The sequence below is a fragment of the uncultured Sphingomonas sp. genome (assembly GCF_937859915.1).
In the GTDB taxonomy this organism is placed as follows: Bacteria; Pseudomonadota; Alphaproteobacteria; order Sphingomonadales; family Sphingomonadaceae; genus Solisphingomonas.
In genome coordinates this window covers 24,859-49,669 of record NZ_CALMAW010000052.1, presented here as the reverse complement: position 1 = coordinate 49,669, position 24,811 = coordinate 24,859, and the positions used below count along the sequence as shown (strand labels likewise).

Annotated in this window: 24 protein-coding genes; 7 read left to right on the top strand and 17 right to left on the bottom strand. The window is 66.1% G+C overall.

Features of this window, described 5'->3' with window-relative positions:
- Window positions 1-469: methyl-accepting chemotaxis protein (locus tag Q0326_RS07245; RefSeq protein WP_298688650.1), on the top strand; the 469-nt coding region annotated here is incomplete at its 5' end.
- A gap of 877 nt (window positions 470-1,346) precedes the next feature.
- Here the strand turns inward: Q0326_RS07245 and Q0326_RS07240 are convergent.
- Genes Q0326_RS07240 through Q0326_RS07225 form a run of 4 tightly spaced genes read right to left on the bottom strand, consistent with a single transcriptional unit; the run spans window position 1,347 to window position 3,967 of the window.
- Entirely contained in the window at window positions 1,347-1,979 is a 633-nt protein-coding gene (locus Q0326_RS07240; protein WP_298688648.1) for a methyltransferase, read from the bottom strand.
- Window positions 1,969-2,400: a nuclear transport factor 2 family protein gene (locus Q0326_RS07235; protein ID WP_298688647.1), complete on the bottom strand. Its 432-nt coding sequence runs from the start codon at window positions 2,398-2,400 to the stop codon at window positions 1,969-1,971. The genes Q0326_RS07240 and Q0326_RS07235 overlap by 11 nt, the downstream gene beginning before the upstream one ends.
- Before the next feature lie 29 nt (window positions 2,401-2,429).
- Window positions 2,430-3,182: a glucose 1-dehydrogenase gene (locus Q0326_RS07230; RefSeq protein WP_298688645.1), complete on the bottom strand. Its 753-nt coding sequence runs from the start codon at window positions 3,180-3,182 to the stop codon at window positions 2,430-2,432.
- Between the two features lie 50 nt (window positions 3,183-3,232).
- Window positions 3,233-3,967, bottom strand: a complete 735-nt coding sequence (locus Q0326_RS07225; protein WP_298688643.1) for an SDR family oxidoreductase — start codon at window positions 3,965-3,967, stop codon at window positions 3,233-3,235.
- A gap of 226 nt (window positions 3,968-4,193) precedes the next feature.
- On the opposite strand from Q0326_RS07225, the gene Q0326_RS07220 reads away from it, so the two are divergent.
- Both Q0326_RS07220 and Q0326_RS07215 read left to right on the top strand, forming a co-directional pair.
- Entirely contained in the window at window positions 4,194-5,090 is an 897-nt protein-coding gene (locus Q0326_RS07220) for a LysR family transcriptional regulator (RefSeq protein ID WP_298688641.1), read from the top strand.
- A 221-nt stretch (window positions 5,091-5,311) separates the two neighbouring features.
- Window positions 5,312-5,689, top strand: a complete 378-nt coding sequence (locus Q0326_RS07215) for a hypothetical protein (protein ID WP_298688639.1) — start codon at window positions 5,312-5,314, stop codon at window positions 5,687-5,689.
- A 249-nt stretch (window positions 5,690-5,938) separates the two neighbouring features.
- Here the strand turns inward: Q0326_RS07215 and Q0326_RS07210 are convergent, their stop codons facing one another.
- Window positions 5,939-6,829 (bottom strand): metallophosphoesterase, encoded by an 891-nt coding sequence (locus tag Q0326_RS07210; RefSeq protein WP_298688637.1) that lies wholly within the window; start codon window positions 6,827-6,829, stop codon window positions 5,939-5,941.
- A gap of 163 nt (window positions 6,830-6,992) precedes the next feature.
- Between Q0326_RS07210 and Q0326_RS07205 the strand changes: the two genes are divergently transcribed.
- From Q0326_RS07205 to Q0326_RS07190, 4 genes are all read left to right on the top strand, one after another.
- On the top strand, window positions 6,993-7,529 hold the full coding sequence (locus Q0326_RS07205; protein ID WP_298688635.1) for a sigma-70 family RNA polymerase sigma factor: 537 nt from the start codon (window positions 6,993-6,995) through the stop codon (window positions 7,527-7,529).
- A complete protein-coding gene (locus Q0326_RS07200) occupies window positions 7,526-8,377 on the top strand; it encodes a FecR domain-containing protein (RefSeq protein ID WP_298688633.1) in 852 nt (283 codons plus the stop codon). Before Q0326_RS07205 ends, Q0326_RS07200 begins: the two co-directional genes overlap by 4 nt.
- Window positions 8,378-8,516: 139 nt before the next feature.
- Entirely contained in the window at window positions 8,517-11,525 is a 3,009-nt protein-coding gene (locus Q0326_RS07195) for a TonB-dependent receptor (RefSeq protein ID WP_298688631.1), read from the top strand.
- Between the two features lie 307 nt (window positions 11,526-11,832).
- Window positions 11,833-12,243 (top strand): NUDIX domain-containing protein, encoded by a 411-nt coding sequence (locus Q0326_RS07190; protein WP_298688629.1) that lies wholly within the window; start codon window positions 11,833-11,835, stop codon window positions 12,241-12,243.
- A 121-nt stretch (window positions 12,244-12,364) separates the two neighbouring features.
- Here Q0326_RS07190 and Q0326_RS07185 read toward each other — a convergent pair whose 3' ends face one another.
- From Q0326_RS07185 to Q0326_RS07130, 12 genes are all read right to left on the bottom strand, one after another.
- Complete coding sequence (locus Q0326_RS07185; RefSeq protein WP_298688627.1) at window positions 12,365-12,955, bottom strand: DUF4286 family protein; 591 nt, start codon at window positions 12,953-12,955, stop codon at window positions 12,365-12,367.
- A 74-nt stretch (window positions 12,956-13,029) separates the two neighbouring features.
- Window positions 13,030-15,267, bottom strand: coding sequence for a TonB-dependent receptor (locus Q0326_RS07180; protein ID WP_298688625.1), 2,238 nt, complete (start codon window positions 15,265-15,267; stop codon window positions 13,030-13,032).
- A 250-nt stretch (window positions 15,268-15,517) separates the two neighbouring features.
- A complete protein-coding gene (locus tag Q0326_RS07175; RefSeq protein WP_298688623.1) occupies window positions 15,518-16,942 on the bottom strand; it encodes an FAD-binding oxidoreductase in 1,425 nt (474 codons plus the stop codon).
- Window positions 16,939-18,654, bottom strand: coding sequence for a dihydroxy-acid dehydratase (locus Q0326_RS07170; protein ID WP_298688620.1), 1,716 nt, complete (start codon window positions 18,652-18,654; stop codon window positions 16,939-16,941). The genes Q0326_RS07175 and Q0326_RS07170 overlap by 4 nt, the downstream gene beginning before the upstream one ends.
- Complete coding sequence (locus Q0326_RS07165) at window positions 18,651-19,052, bottom strand: OB-fold domain-containing protein (protein WP_298688618.1); 402 nt, start codon at window positions 19,050-19,052, stop codon at window positions 18,651-18,653. Before Q0326_RS07165 ends, Q0326_RS07170 begins: the two co-directional genes overlap by 4 nt.
- Window positions 19,049-20,221, bottom strand: coding sequence for a thiolase domain-containing protein (locus Q0326_RS07160; protein ID WP_298688616.1), 1,173 nt, complete (start codon window positions 20,219-20,221; stop codon window positions 19,049-19,051). The genes Q0326_RS07165 and Q0326_RS07160 overlap by 4 nt, the downstream gene beginning before the upstream one ends.
- Window positions 20,222-20,225: 4 nt before the next feature.
- Window positions 20,226-20,630 (bottom strand): OB-fold domain-containing protein, encoded by a 405-nt coding sequence (locus tag Q0326_RS07155; RefSeq protein WP_298688614.1) that lies wholly within the window; start codon window positions 20,628-20,630, stop codon window positions 20,226-20,228.
- A gap of 12 nt (window positions 20,631-20,642) precedes the next feature.
- Window positions 20,643-21,806 (bottom strand): thiolase family protein, encoded by a 1,164-nt coding sequence (locus Q0326_RS07150; protein WP_298688612.1) that lies wholly within the window; start codon window positions 21,804-21,806, stop codon window positions 20,643-20,645.
- Window positions 21,807-21,825: 19 nt separating this feature from the next.
- Complete coding sequence (locus Q0326_RS07145) at window positions 21,826-22,641, bottom strand: isocitrate lyase/PEP mutase family protein (protein ID WP_298688610.1); 816 nt, start codon at window positions 22,639-22,641, stop codon at window positions 21,826-21,828.
- Window positions 22,638-23,297 (bottom strand): 3-oxoacid CoA-transferase subunit B, encoded by a 660-nt coding sequence (locus tag Q0326_RS07140; protein WP_298688608.1) that lies wholly within the window; start codon window positions 23,295-23,297, stop codon window positions 22,638-22,640. The genes Q0326_RS07145 and Q0326_RS07140 overlap by 4 nt, the downstream gene beginning before the upstream one ends.
- On the bottom strand, window positions 23,294-23,965 hold the full coding sequence (locus tag Q0326_RS07135; RefSeq protein WP_298688606.1) for a 3-oxoacid CoA-transferase subunit A: 672 nt from the start codon (window positions 23,963-23,965) through the stop codon (window positions 23,294-23,296). Before Q0326_RS07135 ends, Q0326_RS07140 begins: the two co-directional genes overlap by 4 nt.
- Window positions 23,966-23,989: 24 nt before the next feature.
- Window positions 23,990-24,763, bottom strand: coding sequence for an enoyl-CoA hydratase/isomerase family protein (locus Q0326_RS07130; RefSeq protein WP_298688604.1), 774 nt, complete (start codon window positions 24,761-24,763; stop codon window positions 23,990-23,992).
- Between the last annotated feature and the right edge of the window lie 48 nt (window positions 24,764-24,811).

The window sequence follows — 24,811 nt, the reverse complement described above, 5'->3', positions numbered from 1 at the left end:
CCTTCGACCTCGCCACCACCGCGCGGCTGCTGAAGCGGCGCGGGCAGGCGATGCCGGTCGCGGTTTCTCGGTCGTCGCTCACGAAGTCCGGGACCTGGCTGGGCAGACGCGCGAGGCCGCGACGCGGATATCGCATCATGTAGGGGAGGTGCGAAAGGCTGCGATCGACGTCGTCGAGGGACAGGGTGGTATCGAGCAGGTCGTCGTCAGCGTCGCCAACATGTCGCGCACGGTCGACGCGACGGTCGAAACGCAGCAGATGATGACGCACGGAATCGCCGAAGGCGCGATCCAGGCCTCCGAGGCCAGTCACGAGATTCATCGCAATGTGGCAGCGATCAGCGATACGGCGCAAGCCGCAGCAGCGGGTGCAAACCAGGTGCAATCCGCGGCGACGCTGTTGTCTGCGACGTCGCGCAGTCTCACTAGGCGCGTTGACAGATTTCTCGAGGATGTGCGCGAAGCGTAAGGCTCGCTTGGCGAAAATTCAAACCGCCGTCACCTGATCGCAGAGGGATGGCAGACGTCGGGCGCCGCAAGGCGTGGCGTGGACGCGCCGGGAAGGGATCAGCTGAGCGACGCCTTGCCACGTGTCGCGCCGTCTCGATTAAGGTCGCGCTCTACAAGACGGTCGCAACGGCGGACAAACCTGCAAGACTGCGCTGTCCGGTCTGCTGAAAACGAATAAGATAGGTCCGTATTGATCGCATCCCCCCATTCCTCTCGCCGGCAACTGGCCAGAGGTCAGTTAATCCCATGCTGAGCCCTGTCCTGCATTGACCGGTTGCGCGATGTGAACGGTGGACGGATCGTGCGCCAATTAGATGGTCCGTCCTCAGTCAGATCGAGGCGCGCCTAGGGTCGTGCAGCATATAGGTCTGCTTTGCGACGCTTCAGCGCCGACGCAAGAACCAAACCCATGCCAACCTGTAGTAACCCATACGCCCGTCGGCGTGCCGGGTAGCCGGCAAAGGGGCGCACGAGAAGGTCCACTGCGCTGACGTCCGATCGCCAGAGTTCCACATGACGCCTTGGTTGGAGCAAACCCAGCAGTCCGTCCCCGATCATAAACACCGCGGCCATCTCTGCAGACCGTTGGACGCCAAGCTGTACTGCGGTCGGGCCGGTCATCGCTTTTCTCCTACGGCATCAACGCGTGCCGCGGCGGTCCGGGCGCATCTTGCCACGCCAGAGTGCTCCGAACCGCCTCGCCCAACGTCGACGTGTGACCGCAGTTGGGAAGCGGGAATCCCGCGGCCAAGTGCTGGTTATGGGTTTAGTGTCGCGCGGCGACTAAGCAAAGCCGTCGTAGAGGGGGGTGGACTTTCGGATGCGGCGAGGTCCCATTAGCGCTTCACGAACCGGAACGCGAAGCGATCGGTATGGCCCTTGACCGCGGGGTCGAACACCTTGACCGAATGCGTGTCGCCACTGTTCGCGAGGATGTCGGTCTCTGCGGTGAGCACGAAGCCGGCCGTCTCCACCTCCTCGCGGACGGCGGCAGGATCGATCCGATGCAGCGATTGCGCGTCGTTCGTGCCCGTTCCGTCTGTGGCGGCGTGATCGACGATGATATAGGCGCCGCCGGGCGTGAGCCGCTCCAAGACCGCGTGGTTGAAGCGGGCGGCTGTGGCACCCCTGGCCTCGATCAGCTTGGTGTGCAGATCGTGGTAGAACAGGTGTACCCACACGACATCGACCGGTTGCGTGACGTCGGCCATCGCGATCAGGTCCGCCGAAACGGCTTCGACATTCGCCCGGCCCGGCTCTTTCGAAAGCGCCTGCATTTTTCCGAACGGATCACTCTCGAAGTGGGCGACTTCGGCAGGCACGAAGCTGTAGATATGCCCCTCCGGACCGACGATGTCGGAGAAACGGCGCGTCCAGTCGCCGTCGCCGGGGTAGACATCGATGACGGTCGAGCCCGGCCCGACGTGCGCGAACCGGATCAACTCTGCGATTTTGGATTCATCGTTCACAGAAATCTCCTTTCGATTGGTCGTCCATCCGCGAGGCTCGCGCCAAGGCCTGCGTGTCGATATATTCCTGGATGCGCGTCACCTTGCCCTCGCGGACGATGATGTCGAAAATCCATTCGTCTTTGAACCGCTTTCCTGTAGCCTTGATCGTCCCCGTCGCGACGCCGACGACGATCACCCGGTCTCTCTGCGCGATGAATTCCGGCGGCTTGGGATAGGTCGTTTCCACCGCCTCCAAGGCCTTGCGATGCACCTCCGCCACGCCGGCGTGGCCGCGATGCGTCCCCGCCAGTGGCCAGCTTTCGCCCGGGATGATCCATTCGATGTCCTCGGCCACCAGAGCCATCAGACCATCCTCGTCGCGGCTCCCGATCGCGGCGAAGAAGTCCTTCACGATTTGAATGTTTGTCTCGATGCCCATGGTAGACTTTCTGATGTGCTTGAGTCGGGTCAGACCTGGGCCATGCCGCCATCGACTGCGAGATCGACGCCGGTGATGAACGAGCTCTCGTCGGATGCCAGGAACAAGACGGCCGCCGCGATTTCCTCTGGTTCGCCCCTGCGACCCATCGGGATCTGCGACGAGAACTGAGCGGCCGCCTGCTCGGCCTGCTCGGGGGTGAGACCCGTCGTGGTTGCGAGGGCCGGGGTATCGATGGGGCCGGGGCTCATGGAATTAACGCGGATTTTGCGATCCTTCAGTTCCAGCGTCCAGGCGCGCGCAAAGCTGCGCACTGCAGCCTTGCTCGCGGCATAAGCGCTGAAGGCCGGCAATCCCATGATATTGGAGACCGACGAGGTCAGGATGATCGCGCCGCCGTTCTTAAAGAGCGGAAGCGCCTTCTGAACCGTAAAGAACAGCCCCTTCACGTTGACACCGAAGGTCTGGTCGAAATGGGCTTCGGACGCCGTCTCGAGCGGCGCGACCGTTCCCGCGCCCGCATTCGCGAAGAGAATGTCGAGATGGCCGTGCTTCTCCTTCACGATGGCGTAGAGCCGGTCCAGATCGTCCAGCCGGGACACGTCGCCGACGACCGTGGTGACGTTTTCCCCGATAGCGGCTGCGGCCTGTGCCAACGCCTGCTCCCGTCGTCCGGTGATCACGACGTGCGCGCCTTCTTCGACGAACCGCTTGGCCGTGGCCAACCCGATCCCGCTGCTTCCGCCCGTGATGACGGCAATTTTGCCTTCCAGCTTTCTCATGGTCTTCGTCCTTTGATGTGCGTGTGGATCCGGCGCGGACCGTGTCGAGGTCAGAGCTGCGCGAGGCCGCCGTCGACGGCGACTTCGCTGCCGGTCATGAAGCTGCTGTCCGACGACGCGAGGAAGGCGGCGGCTGCCCCGAGTTCCGTCGGATCGCCCATGCGCTGGAGGGCGGTCATCGCGCCGTAGGCCTTCAGGCCCTCCTTGCCGAGCGCCGCCGTCGCGAGTTCGGTTGCTATCGCCCCGGGTGACAGCACGTTCACCCGTATGCCGGTGCCCTTGAGGTCCTCCGCCCAGGTCCGCGCGAGGTTGCGAACGGCCGCCTTGCTTGCGCTGTAGGCGGTGAACGCCGGCGCGCCGGTGGTACCGGCACTCGACCCGGTCAGGATGATCGAGCCGCCCTTGGGCATCAGCGGGAGCGCCTTCTGAACCGTGAAGATCGTACCCTTCACATTAACGTCGAAGGTCTCGTCGATGTGTGCGGCGGTGATCTCGCCGAGCTTCAGCTGGCTTCCTACCCCGGCATTGGCGAAGACAATATCGAGCGTCCCGCGCTCCGCTTTCACCGCTGCGTAAAGGCGGTCGAGGTCGGTCTCATCGGAGACCGAGCCCGTCACCGCACGGGCATTCGACCCGAGCACGGCCACAGCCGCGTCGAGCGCGTCCTGCCGGCGGCCGAAGATGAAGACGAACGCGCCTTCCTCGATGAAGCGCTTCGCCGCGGCCAAGCCAATACCGGTCGCGCCACCGGTGATCACCGCAGTCTTTCCATTCAATCTGGTCATGTCGCTCGTTCCCGTGTCGCCGCTTCGGATATCTCATCTGCCGGGAGGCCCCCGGTGAGCCGCAACATGGGGCCGTCAAATTCGCTCGGCGAGTGCGGAAGCACGCACATTGGTGGTGCGAAAACAATCCGGGTCGCCGGACAATGCAGCGCGGGCCGTGGCAATAGAAGCTCGGCATGCTAGAGCACAGGATCCGCAGAGAAGACTTGCGGCGCGGGAATGCACCATGATCGACTGGGATGACGTTCGTTACTTCCTTGCCGCCGCACAGGAAGGCTCGGTGCGGGCCGCCGCCAAGCGCCTCGGCGTAAATCACGCGACGGTGCTGCGCCGCATCGCCCAGCTCGAGCAGCGCCTCGGGGCGCAGATGTTCGAAAAGCTGCCCTCGGGTTACCGTTTGACCGAAGCTGGCGGGGAGGTCCTCGAACTCGCAAGAGAAATGGAAACGTTGTCGCACAAGTTGGAAACGCGCGTGATCGGACGCGACCAGAGCGTGCGCGGGGTCCTGCGGGTGACGCTGACACCGATCCTCGCGACCCATCTGCTCGTCCCGGACTTCACCGATTTCGCGCGGCTGCATCCTGACATCGAAATGGATATTCTGACGACCGGCGAGCTGGCGAACCTGACCAACCGAGAGGCCGACGTGGCGATACGCGTCGTCTATGATCGCAAGACGCTGCCGCTCAATCTTCATGGCATAAAGGGTCCCGAAGTGTTCGGCGGCGTCTACATGTCCCGCGATCGACTGGATGCATGGCGCGCGGGCGGGCAGGATCCCATGCGGTGGATCGTCATCAGCATGCACGGCATTCCGGATTGGGCCGTCGCGGGCGAAGTCCACACCACTGCAATTCCCTTCAGGACCTCCGACGCCGCGGCACAGATCGTCGCCATACGGCAAGGGCTTGGGATCGGGACGCTCCCATGTTTCGTCGGAGATGCCGACCCGATGCTGGCCAGAGTGCCGGGCACGGATATGCACCTGTATGGGACGCTCTGGATTCTCACTCAGGGAGAGACGCGCAAGACAGCACGGGTCCGGCTCTTCACGGAGTTCGTATCGCGCAGGCTTGCCGCCGCCGCTCCGCTTCTCGGTGGATCGTCAACGAAGCGCGACTGATGCGCAGCGCGTCGCTGCGATGGGCTCGTTCTCGGTCGTGCCGCTCGAAGGCGGCCTATCGAAACAGGCAGACCTTCCCAGGGTCTGCCAAGGTCCTGTCTGCGCATCGTTTTTGTGGGCGCCCAAGAGGATCGCGGAGCAGGCGCCGCAAGCATTTTGGCAGGTGGCCCGCCAGATGCGGGTAGGTGTTCCACAGGGTTTCTGCGGAAGGTCCACACGCCATGGGTGAGGGCGAGTTCGAACCGCACATTGGTCGCATCCGGTCGCGCGTTGGGAAGAAGGGACGCCGATATATCGGCAAAGTGGTGGCTGCCGCGGCGCGCACACGCACCGTCGGTCATGCCCGCAGCCGCCGCTTCGACGGCAGCCGGATCGGACGCGCGCCGCTACGGCGCGGCTGCTCTCGGATCGCGACCGCCATGCCGACCGCCGTGCCCGACCGCGGTGGTCAAGACGCGACTGGTCGGGCTCGCGACGCGGCGGCCGGCGCTTTCGCACGCCACCTATTGCGACGCGTCGCGCAGCACAAGCGGGCGCTTTGGCGTACAATTGGCCTCGAACCGCTCGGCCGCCAGGCGGTGCCGACGCTGTTGACGTAAGGTATCGAGAATTGGACGCATAGTCGCCTCCTCTACTGGATGAACCAATGCTTGAAGCTTAGAAGCGCGGTAGGGGGCTGAACGTCTGGTTCTGGGTCGAGGTGTTTGCCAATTTTCGTGCGGTCCAATAGCTCAGTGCGTGTTCGACGCCGATGCATTGGTGCCGCGTCTTGGATCCTGTCCTGTCGAGGAAAATATGAACGGCACATAGGTGGTCAGGCGCCCCGTAGATGCCCTTGAGGACGGGCACTAACGAAGCGGAAGCGTCATACTCGGCTGCCGGCCGAAGCCGCGGAGTTCGACGCGATCGGCGAAGACGTCGAGACGCGCATAGGCGGTCTCGCTCGTATCGAGCATCGCCTTGAGGTTCACATAGTGGATGCCGTCGCGGATGCCGTAATTGCCATCGTGGTTATGGCCGTCGAGCCACAGCTTCACCGACGGGTGCCGCGCCAGCATCGCGGTCACCGCGTCGGCGTTCCACAGATTGTGCGGATTGGCGGGATAGACCGGGAAATGGCTGAGCATCATCACCTTCAGACCGCGTTGATCGGCCTCGACCAACCGCGCCTCGATCCAGTCCATCTGCGCCTCGTCGATGCCGCCGTCCCAGAGCGGTGCAGCGGGATAGAGGCAGGCATGGACGGCGTGGCTGCGGATGTCGTTGGCGCTTCCCGCAGGCCAGCCGTAGCTGCTCAGGCCATTGCCGTCGGTGACGACGAACATCCAGCCATGCTCGACGAAGCTGTAATAGCGCGCCGGCATCCCCAGCCTGGCGGGCACGGCGAGCTTGCGATCCTCGGCCACCGCGAAATCATGATTGCCGAGCACGAAGCGCCAGCGATGGCGAAGCCGCTGTGCGATCGGCAGCAGCGTGTCGAAGCTCGTCCAGTCGCGATCGATGAAGTCGCCGAGCTGGACGACGAAGGCAAGCTTCTGATTGTTGAAATCGGCCACAGCAGCGGCGAGCTTGCCGGGGGCGGTGCCGTAGAGCCGCGGGCTTGCATCGGGCTCCGCGGCATATTGGCAGTCGGCGATCGCGCCGATGCTGAACTGCGGGCGCTCGGCCGCGATCGCCGGCCATGCGGCCAGCGCGAGTAGCAGCCCTGCGATCAACGTGACGGACGGCGTACGCACCATGACCTCTCCTCCCAGGGCGGCGTGGTGGTGGCCGATCGACGCGCCGCGCACCAGCCCGTTTGTCACGCAGGCTTCATGATCGCTTTCTAGACCCGGACCGACTTGGGAGGGTGGGAAGCGTGATGACCAAGCCGGCGACGCATCGCGCCTCGGGCATGTCCCGATGACCGAAATGGTGCCGCTGGTCGGCCGCCGCGAACGCGTCGCGGGCGAGGTGGATCTGCGGCTCTCGCTGCAGCGATTCATCGAGGCGAGGCTGCGCGACCCCGTTGAGAGCGAGGATCTGGTGCAGGAAACCTATCTGCGCCTCTACGATTATCGTCGCACGCGTAGCATCGCCGACGTCGGTGCCTTCTGCTTCACCGTCGCGCGCAACCTGATCCGCGACCAGTTGCGCCGCCGCCGGTCGGCGCCGCTCCATGCCGAACTGGTCGACGAGATCGCCTGTCCCCAGCCGCGCGCCGACGAGATCCTCGCCTATCGTGAGCGCGTCGAGGTGCTGGTGCAGGCGCTGCGCCGGATGCCGGCGCTGCGCCGCGAGGTGTTCATGCGCCAGCGGCTCGACGGCGACGCGGCGGCCGCGATCGCGACCGATCTCGGGCTCAGCCGCGCCGCGGTCGACAAACATGTGTCGCGCGCAGTGGCCGATCTGCGCCATGCGCTCGAGCGACGTGGGTTGGGGATGGGGCAGCGCCCATGACCGCCACCGCAAGACCGCCGACGCGCGTCGACCTGTTGAACGATCTGGCGTTGGCCGAGGCGCTCGCGACGATGGCGGGCTTCGCGCGGCTGTCGAACGACGAGGTGCGCGCGATGCGTGCCAGGCGGCGGCGCGCGCTGGGGTCCGCGGGGGCGCTCGCGCTCGTCTTCGCGATCGGGCTCGGCCGCTGGTGGGATGGGAGTGGCGCCATAACATGGCATTATCAGACCGCGCGCGGCCAGCAGCTCGCGGTCGCGCTCGTCGACGGGACGAGGATCCGCCTCAACGGTGCCACCAGCCTCGACGTCACGTTCGCTCCCGCGCAACGCCATGTCACGCTGGCGCAGGGGGAGGCCTATTTCGACGTCGCGCACGACGCGAAGCGCCCGTTCGCGGTGGAGATCGGGGGAGTCACCGCGCGCGTGCTCGGCACCGCCTTCGATCTCGAGCGGACGAACGGCCAAGTCGAGCTCGGCGTCTATCGTGGCGCGGTGCGGTTCGCGGATACGGCGTCGCCTTCGTCGGGCGTGGTGGTGCGCGCCGGCTGGCGGTCGCGGTATCGCGACGGCACTGTCGGCTCGCCGACGCGCTTCGATCCTGCGCAGCAGGATTGGCGCCAGGGCTGGCTCGACACCGAGGGGATGCGGCTCGGCGATCTGGTCGACGCACTAAATCGTGGCGGCGGCCCGCTGGTCGTCGCGCCGCCATCCGCGCTTGCCGCGCTGCCGATCGGCGGCCGTTTCAAGCTCGACGATCCGGGGCAATTGCTCGCGGCGATCGGCGCGGCTTACGGTTTCTCCGTGGTTCCCGAAGGTGATCGGCTGCGGCTTCGCGCGATAAGCGACTGACTGCTAAAGGTTTCGCTTTCGTCACGAAAATGACATTCAACTGACTGTGAATCATAACAAAACTATTTTGTCCTAATCCGGACGGCGCTCCGTCTTCCGTTCGAGGGCCGCGGGGGTTGCGGCCGAACGGAGGGACTTCATGCGACGCCATCATCTCTTGTGTACGATCAGCTTCGCGGCGGCCCTGGCCGCCGGTACGGGCATGGCACCGGCTGCGGCGCAGGCGCCATCCACCGCTTTTGCGCGCGAGCAGGCGTTCGCAATTCCCGTCGGCGACCTGCGCGACGGCATCTCGGCCTTCTCGCGCGCAACCGGCGTCCAACTGGTGATCGCGCCCGCCGCCGCCGAGGGCAAGCGCACCGGCGGCGTCACCGGCACGCACAGCGTGCGCGACGCGCTCGCGCTGCTGCTGCGGGGCACCGGGCTGCAGCCATCGATCGACGGCGCGGTCGCGGTGCTGCGGCCGGGCCCTATTCCGCGCCGTCGCGCGCCGGTCGAGCAGGCAGCAGCGGCGGCGGAAGCCAGCGCCGGCATCGGCCCGGCGTCGGGTGAGACGCCGGGCGTGCCCGACGAGATCGTCGTCTCGGGCTATCGCGAGAGCCTGCGGCTCGCCGAGGACTATAAGCGCAACGCGGTCGGCTCGGAGGACGACATCCTCGCGCAGGACATCGCCTCCTTCCCCGATCTCAATCTTGCGGAGTCGCTGCAGCGCATTCCGGGCGTCACGATCACTCGCGACAGCGGCGAAGGGCGGCAGATCACGCTGCGCGGGCTAGGCCCCGATTTCACGCGGACGCAGCTCAACGGCATGGAGGTGCTCGGCAACACGGCGTCCGGGATGGACAACCGGGGCGGCGTCAGCCGCACCCGCGCGTTCGACTTCAGCCTGTTCGCCTCCGAGCTGTTCAACCGCGTGTCGGTGCAGAAATCCTATGCGGCCGATCAGGACGAAGGCGGCATCGCCGGCACCGTGCAGCTCTACACCGCCAAGCCCTTCGATTATCCGGGCGCCAAGTTCGTCGTATCGGCCCAGGGGCAGACCAACACCAACACCAGCGGCGTCACGCCGCGCGTCGTGGCGCTGGCGTCCGATCGCTGGGGCGACGTCGGTGCGCTCGTCTCGGTCGCGTATTCGCAGATCAAGAGCAACGAATATGGCTATCGCAACTGGGGCTGGGGCCAGGTCAAATACAACCCCGCCAATGTCGGGCCCAACATCGACCCCAAGACCGCAGCCCTACTGGAGTCAGGTACGATCTACGCGCCGCAGGCGGAATCGCCGTCGACCTGGACCACCGACCGTCGCCGCCTGGGGGTGACGACGGCGCTGCAATATCATCCTGGGAGCAACTTCAAGCTCGACCTCGACGGTCTCTATGGCCGGCTGTGGGATCGACGCGACGATTATGCGATCGCGGCCGCGGGCACCAACGCGCTGACCGGTAGCCCGATCGGCGGCACGCAGGTGATCCAGTCAGCCACGATCGTCGGCAATACGCTCGAGGCGGCGAGCTACACAGGCGTCGACCAGCGCAGCGAGCAGCACATCATCGAGAACCACACCGATTTCTACCAGGGTGTCGCCAATGCCAGCTGGCAGCCGACCGATCGGCTCAAAGTCAGCGCGCTCGGGGGCTATGAACAGTCTAATTTCCGCCAACCCGTGTTCGACAAGGTGTTCCTGGAATCGAAAAATCACGCCTTCAGCTTCAACAACCTGCCGAACGAGCCCGTCAACAGCTACGGCTTCGACCTGACCGATCCCGACCAGTGGAATCTCCAGCGGCTCGACACGCAGGAGAATGCGATCACGACGCAATATGCGAATGGCAAGATCAACGCTGACTACAAGCTTAGCGGCAGTTCCCATATCGAGGTCGGCGGCGAATATAAGCACTTCATCAACAGCGCCTATACCTACAACAACAAGGTCTTCCACAACATCCCGGCCGACACCGCGATCCCCGACAGCCTGAAGCAGGTGATCGGCGCGGATACGCAGATCCCCTACATCGTCGGCAATGTCGACGGCGTGTACAGCTACATCGGCGATCCCCGCGATCTCTCCGCCAAATATCTGACCGCTGGCAGCGACTATCGCGTCGACGAAGAGACATGGAGCGGTTACGCGCAATATGACCTCGACACCTACATTTTCGGAATGCGGTTCCGCGCCAATGCGGGCGTCCGCTATTATTCGACCGACCTGATCTCGTCCGGCCATCTCGCCACCACGGTGAACGCCGCCACCGTGCTCGATCCGGTCGCGGTGAAGAGCAACAGCCATGGCTGGCTACCCGCGGCCAATATCGCGCTCAGCCTGACGCACGACCTGTTGCTGCGGGTCAGCGCCAACCGCAACGTCAACCGCCCCGCGCTGGCCGACCTCGCCGCCGCCGGCACCCTCACCACCCGCCCCAACGGCGGCAGCGTCAGCTTCGGCAATCCCTTCCTCAAGCCCTATAAGGCGACATCGGTCGAGGGCTCGCTCGAATATTATATGGACCGTGCCGGCTTCGCGTCGCTGGGCTTCTTCTACAAGCATATGGACAGCTTCACGACGACGACGACCAAGGAGGAGCCGTACAGCCAGACCGGGCTGCCGCTGTCGCTGCTGATCCAGGGCGAGGACGCCAACACGATTTTCGACGTCAGCCAGCCGATCAACGGCCCGGGCGCCGACATCAAGGGTGTCGAGGCCGCGATCCAGCACGATTTCACCTTCCTGCCCGGCGTTCTCCGTCATTTCGGGATCAGCGCCAACGGGACCTGGTTCGACGGCCATCAGTCCGCGATCATCAACGGCGTCACCTATCGCATCCCGCTGTTCAACCTCTCGAAATGGGCGGCCAACGCGACGCTCTATTACGACACGGACCGCTGGGGGGCGCGGATCTCGACCGCCTATCGCAGCCGTTATCTGACCAGCGCGGGCAGTGGCGGCAACGTCGGCGACGGCATCCGCGCGACCAACAACGTCGACGCGCAGGCGCATTACAACCTTACTCCGCGCCTGCGTGTGGTGGTCGACGCGATCAACATCACCAACCAGGCGATCGAGCAGTTCGCCGACCTCGCCGCCAACCGCACCGAAGTCTACACGACCAGCGGCCGCACCTTCACCTTCGGGGTGACCGCGGAGTTCTGATGCGACCGCGACCGGCGCCGGCCTCTGGGAGGTCGACGCCGGCTGCGGTCTCGTCACGTGATCCTTCATCGTTCGCCCGCGCGATAGTCTCGCGCATCAAGCCGCAAGATCAGCCATGTCTCCGAAAGCGCGACGACGACGCATAGTAAGGAACGACTGGAGTCCGGTAGCGGGCATGCCGACCAGAATGTCGCCTTGTGGGTCGCTGCGGCCGCGAAGCTGTCTGGCGGATCCTTCTATGAGGCCCGGGGAGCATCGTTTGGTAGGCTCTCGTTGAACCGGCTTGCCCGCCTGTTACCATGTCAGGATGGAGCAAGAAGCCAATCGCACAATCCGCATAGCGGCGGCACTGATTGACGATGGGGCTGGACGGCTGCTGCTTGTCCGGAAAACCGGGACACGATGGTTCATGCAGGCCGGGGGCAAGATCGAAAATGGCGAGCACGCTCTTTCGGCGCTTCGACGCGAGCTGACCGAAGAGATCGGACTGTCGCTTGCCGATGAAGAGTTTCGCCACCTTGGTCGATTTTCGGCGGCGGCGGCGAACGAACGGGACTTTGTCGTCGAGGCGGAGGTCTACCACATACGAGTTCGGCATACCCCCAAGACGCAGTCGGAAATCGAGGAAGCAGTGTGGGTTAGTCACGCGGAAGCAACCGCGATGCCGCTTGCGCCGCTCACGCGCGAGCATGTCCTTCCGCTCTCTCAGACGTTCTGACCTTCTTCCCTGCCGAGCGAGCCCAGGGCAACCGTCGTACGACCGCTACTAGAAGCTACTCCGCCGGTCGCGTGCGCTTAATCGGATCGGACCGGATCGCCGAAGCCCGGCCACGCGATAGCTACTGACGCAGCTCATAATAGCGATTGACGCCGGTTTTGACGTCGAACGTTGGACTGGAGCGCACTTCTCCCGTCGAGAGCCGCCGACGGATCTCGGTCATGCTGGCTCGCCAATCCATCGACCGGAAGCGGTAGGTCGCGGCGTAACGCGGAAGCGGATAGCCGGCGGGACTGTCCGACGCGACGATCTCATACCGCTGTCCGGCCAGGAAGCCCGGGTTGCCCAGCACCCCGTCGATATGCTCATGGTCGTACCAACGGTTGTACTCAGCCTCATTACCCGCGGTCGGGCTGGACAATACGACGAGCTCGAAATGCCCCGCACCCTGCGGCACGACCGGCTTGATCGCGGTATGGCGCGGGCCGAGCGTGCGATACACGGCGACCGTCATGTCGGTCGACGTCGCCTTGGCCGCCGTATGGTCGGATACGAGGCATTCGGTCAGCATCGGCTGAAGCCCGGGGGCCTGCGAGATCTCGCGCTTGAGATCGAGGATCTGGACCGAATGCGCATGCCCCGTCGTGCAAGGGTTGACGACGGGCCCGGTCGTCGCCGTTTGGAACACCATCATCAGCAGCGGTGCCGCCACCGCCGGGGAGGTCCCGGCGGTGGCGAACGCCAGCACAGCGATGCGAAGACAGGCGTCGCGCCGCCGCGACGGCCTCACCGGAAGTGCACCGCGGCGCGGACGCCGTAGGTGCGCGGCGGCGACAGCACGGCCGCGGTGAGGGACGTGTGCGTGGTATATTGCTTGATCGCGACGTCGCCGAGATTTTCGACGAAGGCGCTGACCGACCAGCGCTTGTCCGGCGGCGTATAGGTGAGCGAGGCGTTGCCGGTGATGTAGCTGCGCTGGAGATCGGTCGGCGTGAGGTTGATCGCGGTGTAGGAGTTGGTCTGGTAATGCGCCCCGGTGAGCAGGTTGATCACGCCGCCGCTGCTCAGCTCGAAATCCTGGCTGACGGTGGGGCTGACCACCCATTTGGGCGAATTGGGCGGCGTCTGGCCCTGGCAGTTGAGCGTATAGGTGGTCGTGCCGTGGACGCTCGAGCAGAGCGTGCCCGCCGCCGGCGCTGCGGTCTGGACCAGCAGGAATTGCTGGAATTTGGAGTCGAGATACTGGACGTCGACGCCGAATTGCGTGTTGCGCGCGGGCTGATATTTGAGATCGAGCTCGGCGCCGCGCGAGCGGGTGCGGCCCGCGTTGAGAGTCGCAAACACTTGGTTGCCGACGCTGTCCCGCGTCGAATAGGCAAGCTGCTGGTTGCGGAACTTCCACTCGAACAGCTCGAGATTGACCTGCACCTTGTTGTCGAAGAAGCGGTTCTTGGTGCCGATCGTATAGGCGGTGACATATTCCGGCTTGAACGCGGGATTGTCGGCGGTGAAGTAGAAGCCGCCCGAGCGGAAGCTGGTCGAGACCGTGCCGTAGAGCATCGACGTATTGGTGACGTCATATTGCGCGCCGGCGCGGTAGGTCACTTTGGACGCCTTGGCCGAGTCGTCGACGACGACATAGACCGGATTGGCGATGAACGGATTGTGCAGCGAGCCATCGAGCGACTTGGTCTCGTTGGTGTAGCGGACGCCGCCGATCAGCCTGAGCTTGCTGGTCAGCTTGGCGGTCAGATCGGCGAACACCGCCTTGGAGTCGGTGTCGCCCTGATAGATTTGCTGATTGCCGGTGCCGTTGAAATTGTTGATGTTCTCGAACACGTTGATCTTGTCGTGCAGGTAGAAGCCGCCGACGATCCAGCGCAGGAAGCCGCGGTCGTTCGACGCGAAGCGCGCCTCGACGCTCTCCTGATTGTCAAACTCATTGTCCGCCTCACCACCGCCATAGGCCGAGTTGAAGTCGAGATGCGCGTGGCGATAGGCGGGCAGGATCGTCAGCGTGCCGAGATCGGTCTTCCAGTTCATCTCGCCCTTGAGACCGGCATGGCGATCGTCGAGGAACAGCGAGTTGGCGGGGATCGGGGTCAGCTTGCGTGAGACGTAGAGCGCCTGGACGCGCGGATCGGTGAGGCCGACGCGCTGATCGGGGCTGAAGTCGCTGACGTCGACGAAGCCCGACCCGCGGCCGCCCTGGTGGACCATGTCGGCGCTGATCAGGAAGGTGAACGCGCTGCTGGGCTCGTAGAGCAGCTGCAAGCGCGCCGATTGCGTGTCGTCGTCGGACTGGCCATCGGACGTATAGCCCGAATGATTGGTGCTCTGGAACGACGCGCGCGCGGCGAGCGTGTCGCCGAGCGGGACGTTGAGCGCGGCGTTGGTCTGGATCGCCTGGTAATTGCCGTAGGACAGGCCGCCGTCGAAGCTGAACTCGTGCGTCGGGCGCTGCGGGATGAGGTTGATCGCGCCGCCGGTTGCGTTGCGGCCGTAAAGCGTGCCCTGCGGCCCTTCGAGCACCTCGACGCGCTCGAGATCGAAGAACTGGCCGTTGCTGTTGTACTGGCGGGCGAGTGGCACGCCGTCGAGCGAGAGCACCACCGCACTGTCGGTCAGCGAGTTGGTGCCGAACGAGCCGCCGCCACGCAGGAAGAAGACGGGGAAGGGGCCGGCCGCCTGGCCGATCTGCGCGGAGGGCACGAGCTGCGTCAGCGCCGTGGCGTCGGTGACGTGGCGCTGGGTCAGCATCGCGGCCGAGACCGTATCGATCGCGATCGGCGCCTTCTGGACATTCTCGGCGCGGCGCTGAGCGGTGACGACGATCTCCTGCAGCCCGGCGCTCGGCGCGGGGGCCGACGTTTCGGGCGCGGGTTCGGAGGCGGCGAGCGGTGCGGACGCGTTCGGACCGGCCGGCGTCTGCGGAAGATCGCCGGTGGCGGATTGCGCATGGAGCGGCGCCGTCGCCAAAGGCAGGACGGCGGCCGAGATCAAAAGCGCGAGACGTGTGTTCATCGTTCCTCCCCAGGGTCTGTTCTTACTGGCGACGACTTGACCGGATGCCGGCTGGTCTTCGCTCTCGCGGCTTCGAAAGAGGTCCGCTTGTGGCGTCGAGAAATAGGATTTTGCCGAATCCGGTCAAACGACAAAGATGCGAGCTCTGGTTGAGTTTTCGATGGGCAAACAGGAGATGTGCATCGGCCCTTGCCGCGACGCAGCGAAGAAATGAGCCCAGGGTCGTCGCCGCCCCTGCGGATTTCTCACGTCAAGCGGGCGGGTTCGTCGCCCTTTCGTCGGCGAGCACCTTGCCGGGGTTCATCGCCTGACGCGGATCGATCGCCCGCTTGATTTGACGCATTAATTTGATCACGTCGGGCGACTTGTAGTGAGCAAGTTCTTGGACACGCAGCTGGCCGACGCCGTGCTCGGCGGTGATGCTGCCCCCCGCCGCGGCGACGCGATCGTGGATGCAGGCGTTGACGCGCGCCTCGAAGCCCGGCTCGGCGCGTTGCTCGAGGCTCGGGATGACGTTGAAATGGACGTTGCCGTCGCCGACATGGCCGAAGACGTTCGCGCGCGCGCCGGGGAACGTCGCAATGATGTCCGCTTCGCACGCTTCGATCAGCGCGGGCAGGCACGAGATCGGCACCGAGACGTCGTGCTTGATGCTGGGACCAGCGGCGCGCTCGCCTTCGGTGATGCTCTCGCGGACCAGCCAGAAGGCGTCGCGTTGCGCGTCGCTCTGCGCGATCACCGCATCCTCGACGATCCCCGCCTCGATCGCGGTAGCGAGCGCGGTCTCGAGCAATCCGCCGAGATCGATGTGCGCGCTGCCCGAACCGACCTCGACCAGTACCGCCCAGCCGTCGCTGAACGGCCAGTTCGACTTGGGCAGATGCGCGACCGACAGCGCACGGGCCTGTGGCGAGATCAGCTCGAAGCTTGACAGGAACTCGCCGAGATCGGCGCTCAACATCGCATAGAGATTGAGTACGCCGCCCAGCGACGCCATCTGCAGCACCGCGGTCTGCATCTGCACGATGCGGGGGGAAAGCCGCAGACAGACCGCGGTGACGATGCCGAGCGTGCCCTCCGATCCGATAAACAGCTGCTTGAGGTCGTAGCCGGCATTGTCCTTGCGCAGCCGGCTCATCAGGTCGAGCACGTGGCCGTCGGCCAGCACGACCTCGATCCCCAATACCAGTTGGCGGGTATTGCCGTAGCGAAGGACGTTGATGCCGCCGGCGTTGGTCGCGACCGCGCCGCCCACCCGCGCGCTGCCCTCCGCGCCGAAGCTGAGCGGCAGCAGGCGACCAATATCGGTGGCGGCCTGCTGAGCGGTGGTGAGGATGCAGCCGGCTTCCACGACAATGACGTTGTCGATCGGATCGACGTCGAGGATGCGCGTCATCCGGTCGAGCGCCACGACGAGCTGCGTCCCAGATCGGTCGGGAGTCGCACCACCGGCGAGCCCCGTATTGCCGCCCTGCGGGACGATCGCGACGCCGTGTTCGAGGCACAATCGCACGACGGCGGCGACCTGCGCGGTCGACGAGGGCCTTGCGACCGCGAGCGGCGCGCCGTCGATCTTGCCGCGCCAGTCGCTCGCATAGGGGACGAGATCGGCGGGGTCGGTGAGCAGGCCGTTTGAGCCAAGGACGGCCGTTACGGCATCGAGAAAAACCGTCATGCCGGTTGTGTCACCCCTTGGCGTTGCAAGAAGGTAAAGTCGCAGCCTTGGTCGGCCTGCGTGATGAACTGTGCGTGCAGCCAGTCGTGGCCGCGCACCGCAGGAGCGGCCGGCGCGGGGAGGGCGGCCCGCCGCTGTTCCAATTCGGGCGGATCGACGAGCAGTTCGAGCCGCCGGTTGGCGACGCTGAGCTCGATCGTGTCGCCCGAACGGACGAGCGCGAGCATGCCGCCCGAGGCCGCGTCGGGGGAGACGTGAAGCACGACGGTGCCGAACGCGGTGCCGCTCATCCGCGCGTCCGAGATGCGGATCATGTCCTTGACGCCCGCCTGCGCGAGCTTGCGCGGGATCGGGATATAGCCCGCCTCGGGCATCGACGACGGGCTGCATGGGCCTGCGTTGCGCAGGATCAGCGCATCGTCGGCGGTGACGTCGAGATCGGGATCGTCGATGCGCTGTGCGAGATCGTCGAGGCTGTCGAACACGACGCAGCGCGCCTGACGCTCGAACAGCCGCGCGTCGGCAGCCGAACGCTTGAGGATCGCGCCGCGCGGCGCCAGATTGCCGAACAGCGCGACGAGCCCGCCCTCCGGATCGACCGGATCGGTGCGCGGCCGGATCGCCTTGGTGTCGACCCACGGATCCCACGCATCGATGCGCTCGCCGATCGTCTCGCCGGTGATGGTCATGCAATCGAGGTGAAGCAGGTCGCGGATCTCGCGCATCACCGCGGGGATTCCGCCCGCCGCCGCCAGATCCTCCATGTAGAGATCGCCCGTCGGCTTGAGATTGACCAGCACGGGCGTGGTGTCGGAAAGATGGTTGAGGTGGCGCAGGTCGATCGGATGACCGAGCCGGCCGGCGATCGCGGTGAGATGCAGGATCGCGTTGGTCGAGCCGCCGATCGCGAGCAGGATGCGCAGCGCATTCTCGATCGCGGGCGCGGTCATGATCTCGCTGGGGCGGCGCGGCGCATCGATCAGCGCGACCGCGATGCGGCCGGTCTCCTCGGCGATCCGCAGCCGTTGCGCGTCGACCGCGGGCACCGCGGCGGCGCCCGCGGGCATCATGCCCAGCGCCTCGGCGATCGCCGCCATCGTGCTCGCGGTGCCCATCACCGCGCAGGTGCCCGCGGTCGAGGCGAGCTTCTGCTCGACGGCGTCGATCTCGGCGGCGTCGATCTCGTCGGCGCGGTAGCGTGCCCAGAAGCGGCGGCAGTCGGTACAGGCGCCGAGCCGTTCGCCGCGGTGCCGCCCGGTCGACATCGGGCCGGTGACGAGCTGGATCGCGGGCAGGTCGGCCGATGCCGCGCCCATCAATTGCGCGGGCACGGTCTTGTCGCAGCCGCCGATCAGCACGACCGAATCCATCGGCTGCGCGCGGATCATCTCCTCGACGTCCATCGACATCAGGTTGCGGTATTTGAGGCTGGTCGGCGACAGGAACACCTCGCCCAGCGAGATCGTCGGGAAGTCGATCGGCAGAGCGCCCGCCGCGAGCACGCCGCGCTTCACCGCCTCGATCAGCGCCGGCACGTCGCGGTGGCAATTGTTGAAACCGCCCGCCGCATAGCAGATGCCGACGATCGGCTTGTCTAGCATCTGCCGGGAATAGCCCATCGAGCTGGCGAAGCTGCGCCGCAGATAGCGGCTGAAACCGGCGTCGCCATAATTGGTGAGGCCACCGAGCAGGCCGCGCGGCGCGTCGGTCATGCCGGCGTCGACGGCCGGAAGCAGGGCACCGGCGTGCCGCTCTTCGACGGCTGGAAGACGAGCTCGACGGGCTGGCCGATCCGCAGCGCGTCGGTTTCGCATTCGACGATGTTGGTCATCATCGTCGGCCCCTCGGCGAGCGTCACATAGGCCATCACGAACGGCGGCTCGGCCTTGCGCATCACGCTGAACGCATAGATCGTGCCCTTGCCCGATCCCTCGCGCCAGTCGGTGTCGCTGCTGTGGCAGAGCGGGCAGAGGCCGCGCGGATACCAGTGCGCCTTGTCGCAGGCGTTGCAGTGGCGGACGAGGAAGCGGCCTTGCGCGGCGGCGTCCCAGAAGGCTTGAGTCTCGGGCGTGGGTTCGAGGTCGCCGGGGGTGCGGGCGCCGATGATCATGCGAAACGCTCCAGGATCAGCGTGGCAGGTGCGTGGCGGACCGCGAGCTGCCCACCGATCGCGTTGACCAGCGCGAGATCGCAACCCGGCACCTGCACCGCGGGATGCGCCTCGCCGCGCAGCTGACGGACCGCCTCGATCACCTTGGTCATGCCGCCGCGGTTGGACGGGTGGTTGTTGCACAGACCGCCGCCGTCGGTGTTGACTGCGAGCTTGCCGCTGCCCGAGATCAGTCCGCCGTCCGACACGAACGCGCCGCCCTCGCCCTTGGCGCAGAAGCCCAGGTCCTCGAGCTGCATCAAGACCGTGATCGTGAAACTGTCGTAGAGCGAGGCATATTTGATGTCGCCGATCGCGACGCCGGCCTCGGCGAGTGCGCGCGGACCGGTGCGCGCGGAGCCGCTGGTGGTGATGTCCATATAGCCGCCATTCTGCCCCTGCGTGGTCTCGGCCGAGCCGATCAGCCCGACGAGCGGACGCTTGAGGCTCTTGGCGATCTCGGGGCGCGTCACGATCAGCGCGCCGCCACCATCGGTCACGACGCAGCAGTCGAGCCGGTGCAGCGGATCGCAGACCAGCGGCGAATTGACGACGTCCTCGACGGTGACGAGATCGCGCAGCAGCGCCTGCGGATTGTGCTGGGCATGATGCGAGGCGGCGACCTTGACCCAGGCGAGCTGCTCGGCGGTGGTGCCGAACGCGTACATGTGGCGCGCCGCGACCATCGCATAGACGTTGAGCACCGCGAGGCCGTAGGGCTGTTCCCACTGGAAGTCGGGCTGCTGCGGATTGTCGGTGCGCGCCAGCGCGCCCTTGGCGCGACCCTCGGCGCGCGGACGGCCGGCGAGCGTGATCAGCGCGACGTCGCACTTGCCCGCGGCGATCGCCTCCGCGGCGTGCGCGACGTGGACCGTATAGGATGAGCCGCTGGTGTTGGTGGTGTCGAAGTGGCGCAGATTGAGATTGAGATAGTCGGCGATCGACAGCGGTCCGGTGCCGGGCGCGTCGGGGCCGCAGAAGAAGCCGTCGACTTCGTCGATCGTCAGCCCGGCATCGGCGAGCGCGCCCAGCGCCGCCTCGGCCTGCAACTGCGCGAGCGACTTGTCGGGATAGAAGCGCTCGGGCAGTTCATAGGCGCCGACGATATAGGCGGAGGGCGTACGCGTCATCGCGTCAGGCCGCTTCGGGCTTGAGCCAGCGCGCAAAATGCTGCGTGCGGCCGGCGTGCTCGGCGTAGATCAGCTCGACGCGCTGCCCGATCCAGCTGCCCTCGGGCTCGTCGCCCCGCAACTGGCTGACCACGATCGGGCCTTCCTCGAGCTCGATCGCCACCGAATTGTAGGGCGGCACATGGTCCTCGAAATATTGCTTGTGGAACACGACCCAGGACAGGATCGTCCCCTTGCCCGAAACGGGGGTCCATTCCGCGTCGGCCGACAAATCGTGCGGGCAGACCGGTGCAGGCGGATAGCGGAACGCGCCGCATTCCCCGCATTTCTGCAACTCCATCGCGCCGCGCTCGATGCTCGCCCACATGGGCTTGTCGTCGAGCCCCATGACGATCTTGCTGATGCCCATCGCGGAACGCTCCTACTTGCCGTAGATGATCGACACGGCCTTGCCGGCGACATCCGAAGAATAATGCGCGAATTTGCAGTCGGGCACCTGCCGCGCGCCGCATTCGCCGCGCACCTGCCTGACCGCTTCGACCTGATGCGCCCAGCCCTGCATGTAGCTTTCGGAGAGATGGCCGCCCGCGGTGTTGACCGGCAGGCCTTTTTCCACCGAGATGCCCGTCTCGCGCATGAACTTGCCCGCCTCGCCGACCTTGCAATAGCCATAGCCTTCGAGCGCGAGCGGGATGTGGCACGAGAAGCTGTCGTAGATCTGCAGGCAGTCCATGTCCTCGGGGCCGACACCCGCCATGTCGAACACCTGCGCCGCCACCGCCTGCTGCGCGGGCAGATAGAAATTGGTGAGGCGCGGGATCATGCTGGTCGCGCCGCTGTTGAGATCGTGGCGGCCGACGCCGTGGATCGGCACGGCCCTGCCGCCCATCGTCTTGGCGCGATCCGAGGTGGTGATGATGAAGGCGACGCCGCCATCGTTGACCAGGCAATAATCGTAGAGGTGGAGCGGCTCGCAGACGAAGTTGGAGGCGAGATAATCCTCCACGGTGATCCGCTTCTGCATCAGCGCATGCGGCGTGATGCTGGAATGGAGGCGCTGCGCGACCGAGACTTCGGCGAGTTCGGCCGAAGTCAGCCCGCTCTCCTCCATGTAACGGCGGAACATCATCGCGTAGAGCGCGCCCTGCGAGGTGAAGCCCCACGGCGCATGATAGACGTAGGAGAGGAAGTTGCCGCCACCGGCGGCATTGTCGCCGCCGTAATTGACCGCCGCCGAGCGTTGGTTGTTGCCGTAGACGCAGGCCACCGTCTCGCAGAGCCCCGCGTTGATCGCCATCACCGCCTGGATGACGCTGAGCATCGCATCGCCCTGTCCGCCCCATTTGACGTCGAGGCCGAGCACTTCCCCCATACGGTCATAGGCGGTGGTCGGGCCGACGATCAGTCCGTCGATGTCGGATTTCTGCAGGCCGGAATCGGCGAGCGCGACCTTGAACGCGTCGGCGGCGTAGCCGACCGAGTCCCGCGGCTTCTCGCCGGCGCGGACGCGCGCCCAGTCGCCACGATAGTCGGTCTGGCCGACGCCGACGACGGCGGCGACCTTCGCAAGATTTCTGTTGGCCATCAGGCTCCCCGGGGAATGATCATGAGAGATAGGTCTTCGCCAGGCGGACATAGTCCTCGCTCTGGCTGAGCCGCTTGGTGAGCGGGCGCGGATCGGGATCGGCGGGCTCCTCGCCGGTGCGCTGGAGATGCAGCCGACGATGATGCGCGCCGACCGCGTCGAAATGCGGCTGGTGGCCCTGCAGCCAGATCTTTACGCCGCGCGCTGCGACATCGATGGCGGTCGCGTCCTTGATCGCGGTCGCCAGGATCAGCGGCTTGCGCGCATTGGCGGCGAGCGCGTCGAGCGCGTCGAGCGTCTTTATGCCCGCGACGAAGATCGCCTCGGCGCCGACGTGCTCGAAGGCGGTCTGGCGCGCGAACAGCTCGGCGCGGTCGGCGACCAGCGCGGCGTTGGTGCGGCCGACAACGACGATGTCGGCCCCCGCCTCGATCCCGGCGCGGATCTTGGCGGCGGCGGTCGCGATCGGGAGCAGTTGCTTGCCCGTCCCGGGCAGCTCGGTATCCTCGATCGTCACCGCGGCGGCGCCCGCGGCGGCCAGCTCGATCGCGGTGCGCCGGACCGACAGCGCGTCGCCATAGCCATGATCGCCGTCGACGAGCAGCGGGAGCGGTGCGGCGCGGGCGATCCGACGGACCTGCTCGACCAGTTCGCTGAGCGTGATCAGCGCCAGATCGGGCGCGCCGAGAATCTCGAGCGCGGCGACCGATCCGCCGAGCATCGCCAGTTCATAGCCGATCTCGGCGGCGGCGCGCATCGACAGCGGGTTGGCGACGGACGCCGGCCGGACGCAGACGTCGCCCGCCAGGATTGCGCGGAAGGCGGCGACGGTCATGACGACGCCATCACCAGCGGCGCCGCGGTCAGCGCCTGCAGCGCGTCGAGCGTCAGGCCCGGCACCATCTCGACCACCGCGAAACCGGATGGGGTGACGTCGAGCACCGCGAGATTGGTATAGACGCGCGTCACCGCGCCCGGCGCGGTCAGCGGGTAGGAACAGTGCTCGACCAGCCGCGGTTTGCCGTCGCGCGTGACATGCTCCATCAGGATCCAGATCCGCTTCGCGCCGACCGCGAGGTCCATCGCGCCGCCGACCGCAGGGGTCTTGTCGTTCGACGAGGTCGTCCAATTGGCGAGATCGCCGTTCGCCGCGACCTCGAACGCGCCGAGCACGCACAGGTCGATATGCCCGCCGCGGATCATCGCGAAGCTGTCGGCATGATGGAACAGCGCCGCGCCCTTGAGCAGCGTCACCGCCTTCTTGCCGGCGTTGACCAGCCACGGATCGACCGCATCGGGGGCAGGCGCCGGGCCCATCCCCAATATGCCGTTCTCCGAATGGATGATCACCTCGCGGTCTGCAGGGATATGGTCGGCGACCTGGGTCGGCACGCCGACGCCGAGATTGACGAACCAGCCTTCGGGGATGTCGCGCGCGAGACGCGCCGCCATCTGCGGCCGATCGAGCGGGGTGACGCCGGCGGGGATCATGCCTTGGCCTCCGCGGGGATGGCGACGATGCGATTGACGAAGATGCCCGGGGTCACGACCGCGTCGGGCGCGATCTCACCGAGCTCGACGATCTCATGCACCTGCGCGATCGTGCAGGTGGCGGCCATCGCCATCACCGGGTTGAAGTTGCGGCCGCTGCCGCGATAGCTGAGATTGCCCCAGCGATCGCCACGCCACGCTTCGATCAACGCGACGTCGGCGTGCAGCGCCTCTTCCAGGAGATATTCCTTGCCGCCGAACATCCGCGTCTCCTTGCCCTCGGCCATCTGCGTGCCGACTCCGGTCGCGGTGTAGAAGCCGGGGACGCCGGCGCCCGCCGCACGGATGCGCTCGGCGAGCGTGCCCTGCGGCACGATCTCGAGCTCGATCTTGCCGACGCGGAACAGGTCGTCGAAGGCGGGCGAATTCTTGGGAAAGCTGCACACGATCTTTCGCACGCGGCCGAGGTCCAACAATTTGGGGATGCCCGTCTCGCGGTTCCAGCCGGCGTTGTTGGCGATCACGGTCAGGTCGGTCGCACCCTGATCGGCGAGCGCGTTGACGAGGAAGTCGGGCTGGCCGACCGCGCCGAAGCCGCCGATCATCACGGTCGCGCCGTCCGCGATGTCGCGCAGGGCCTCCGCCAGGGTGAAGCGCTTGTCGATCACGTCGTTCGCCTTCTCTCTGTTCGCTCAGCGCCCGCGATAGACGGGTGTGCGCTTCTCGGCGAAGGCCTTGCGGCCCTCGATGCGATCCTCGGTGTTGCGCAGCACGCCCCACGCCATTCGCTCGGCGCGGATGCCCGCTTCGAGCGGCAGGTCCGCGCCGGTGACGGTGAGGTGCTTGACCGCGCGCACCGCCAGCGGCGCGTTGGCCGCGATCTTGGCCGCGATCGCGGTGGCCGCGGCGAGCAGTTCGGCGGCGGGGACGACCCGCGTCACGAGGCCGATGCGCAGCGCCTCGGCCGCATCGATCCGCTCGCCGGTCAGCATCAGATGCAGCGCATGGCCCATGCCGACGACGCGGGGCAGGCGCTGCGTGCCGCCGGCGCCGGGGATCGAGCCGATCGCCACTTCGGGCAGGCCGAACTTGGCGTCGTCGGCGGCGATGCGCAGGTCGCAGGCGAGCGCGATCTCGAGCCCGCCGGCGAGCGCATAGCCGTTGATCGCGCAGACGATCGGCTTGTCGACCTTGATCAGGTCGGCGAGCGACTTGTCGCCCTCTCCCCCAAAGGCCGCGCGCGCATAGCCTTCCTCGGGCGGATAGGTATTCTTGAGATCGGAGCCGGTGCAGAAGGCGCGGCCGCTACCGGTCAGCACGACGACGCGGATGCTCTCGTCGGTGCGGATGCGATCGAACGCCTCGACGCAGGCTTGGCGCATCTCGGCATCGATCGAGTTCATCGCTTCGGGGCGGTTGAGCGTGATCGTCGCGACCGGGCCGTCGACGGTGAAAATCAGCCTCATTTCGCTACCATCTCCCATGCATCTGCGCCGCGCTCTCTTGCGGGCGGG

Coding starts and splice junctions, on each gene's coding strand:
- Q0326_RS07215 (WP_298688639.1), top strand. CDS start 5,312: ATGGGTGAGGGCGAGTTCGAACCGCACATTGGTCGCATCCGGTCGCGC.
- Q0326_RS07230 (WP_298688645.1), bottom strand. CDS start 3,182: ATGAGAAAGCTGGAAGGCAAAATTGCCGTCATCACGGGCGGAAGCAGC.
- Q0326_RS07195 (WP_298688631.1), top strand. CDS start 8,517: ATGCGACGCCATCATCTCTTGTGTACGATCAGCTTCGCGGCGGCCCTG.
- Q0326_RS07220 (WP_298688641.1), top strand. CDS start 4,194: ATGATCGACTGGGATGACGTTCGTTACTTCCTTGCCGCCGCACAGGAA.
- Q0326_RS07145 (WP_298688610.1), bottom strand. CDS start 22,641: ATGACCGTCGCCGCCTTCCGCGCAATCCTGGCGGGCGACGTCTGCGTC.
- Q0326_RS07160 (WP_298688616.1), bottom strand. CDS start 20,221: ATGACGCGTACGCCCTCCGCCTATATCGTCGGCGCCTATGAACTGCCC.
- Q0326_RS07210 (WP_298688637.1), bottom strand. CDS start 6,829: ATGGTGCGTACGCCGTCCGTCACGTTGATCGCAGGGCTGCTACTCGCG.
- Q0326_RS07225 (WP_298688643.1), bottom strand. CDS start 3,967: ATGACCAGATTGAATGGAAAGACTGCGGTGATCACCGGTGGCGCGACC.
- Q0326_RS07150 (WP_298688612.1), bottom strand. CDS start 21,806: ATGGCCAACAGAAATCTTGCGAAGGTCGCCGCCGTCGTCGGCGTCGGC.
- Q0326_RS07200 (WP_298688633.1), top strand. CDS start 7,526: ATGACCGCCACCGCAAGACCGCCGACGCGCGTCGACCTGTTGAACGAT.
- Q0326_RS07205 (WP_298688635.1), top strand. CDS start 6,993: ATGACCGAAATGGTGCCGCTGGTCGGCCGCCGCGAACGCGTCGCGGGC.
- Q0326_RS07170 (WP_298688620.1), bottom strand. CDS start 18,654: ATGACCGACGCGCCGCGCGGCCTGCTCGGTGGCCTCACCAATTATGGC.
- Q0326_RS07155 (WP_298688614.1), bottom strand. CDS start 20,630: ATGGGCATCAGCAAGATCGTCATGGGGCTCGACGACAAGCCCATGTGG.
- Q0326_RS07140 (WP_298688608.1), bottom strand. CDS start 23,297: ATGATCCCCGCCGGCGTCACCCCGCTCGATCGGCCGCAGATGGCGGCG.
- Q0326_RS07165 (WP_298688618.1), bottom strand. CDS start 19,052: ATGATCATCGGCGCCCGCACCCCCGGCGACCTCGAACCCACGCCCGAG.
- Q0326_RS07235 (WP_298688647.1), bottom strand. CDS start 2,400: ATGGGCATCGAGACAAACATTCAAATCGTGAAGGACTTCTTCGCCGCG.
- Q0326_RS07180 (WP_298688625.1), bottom strand. CDS start 15,267: ATGAACACACGTCTCGCGCTTTTGATCTCGGCCGCCGTCCTGCCTTTG.
- Q0326_RS07190 (WP_298688629.1), top strand. CDS start 11,833: ATGGAGCAAGAAGCCAATCGCACAATCCGCATAGCGGCGGCACTGATT.
- Q0326_RS07175 (WP_298688623.1), bottom strand. CDS start 16,942: ATGACGGTTTTTCTCGATGCCGTAACGGCCGTCCTTGGCTCAAACGGC.
- Q0326_RS07130 (WP_298688604.1), bottom strand. CDS start 24,763: ATGAGGCTGATTTTCACCGTCGACGGCCCGGTCGCGACGATCACGCTC.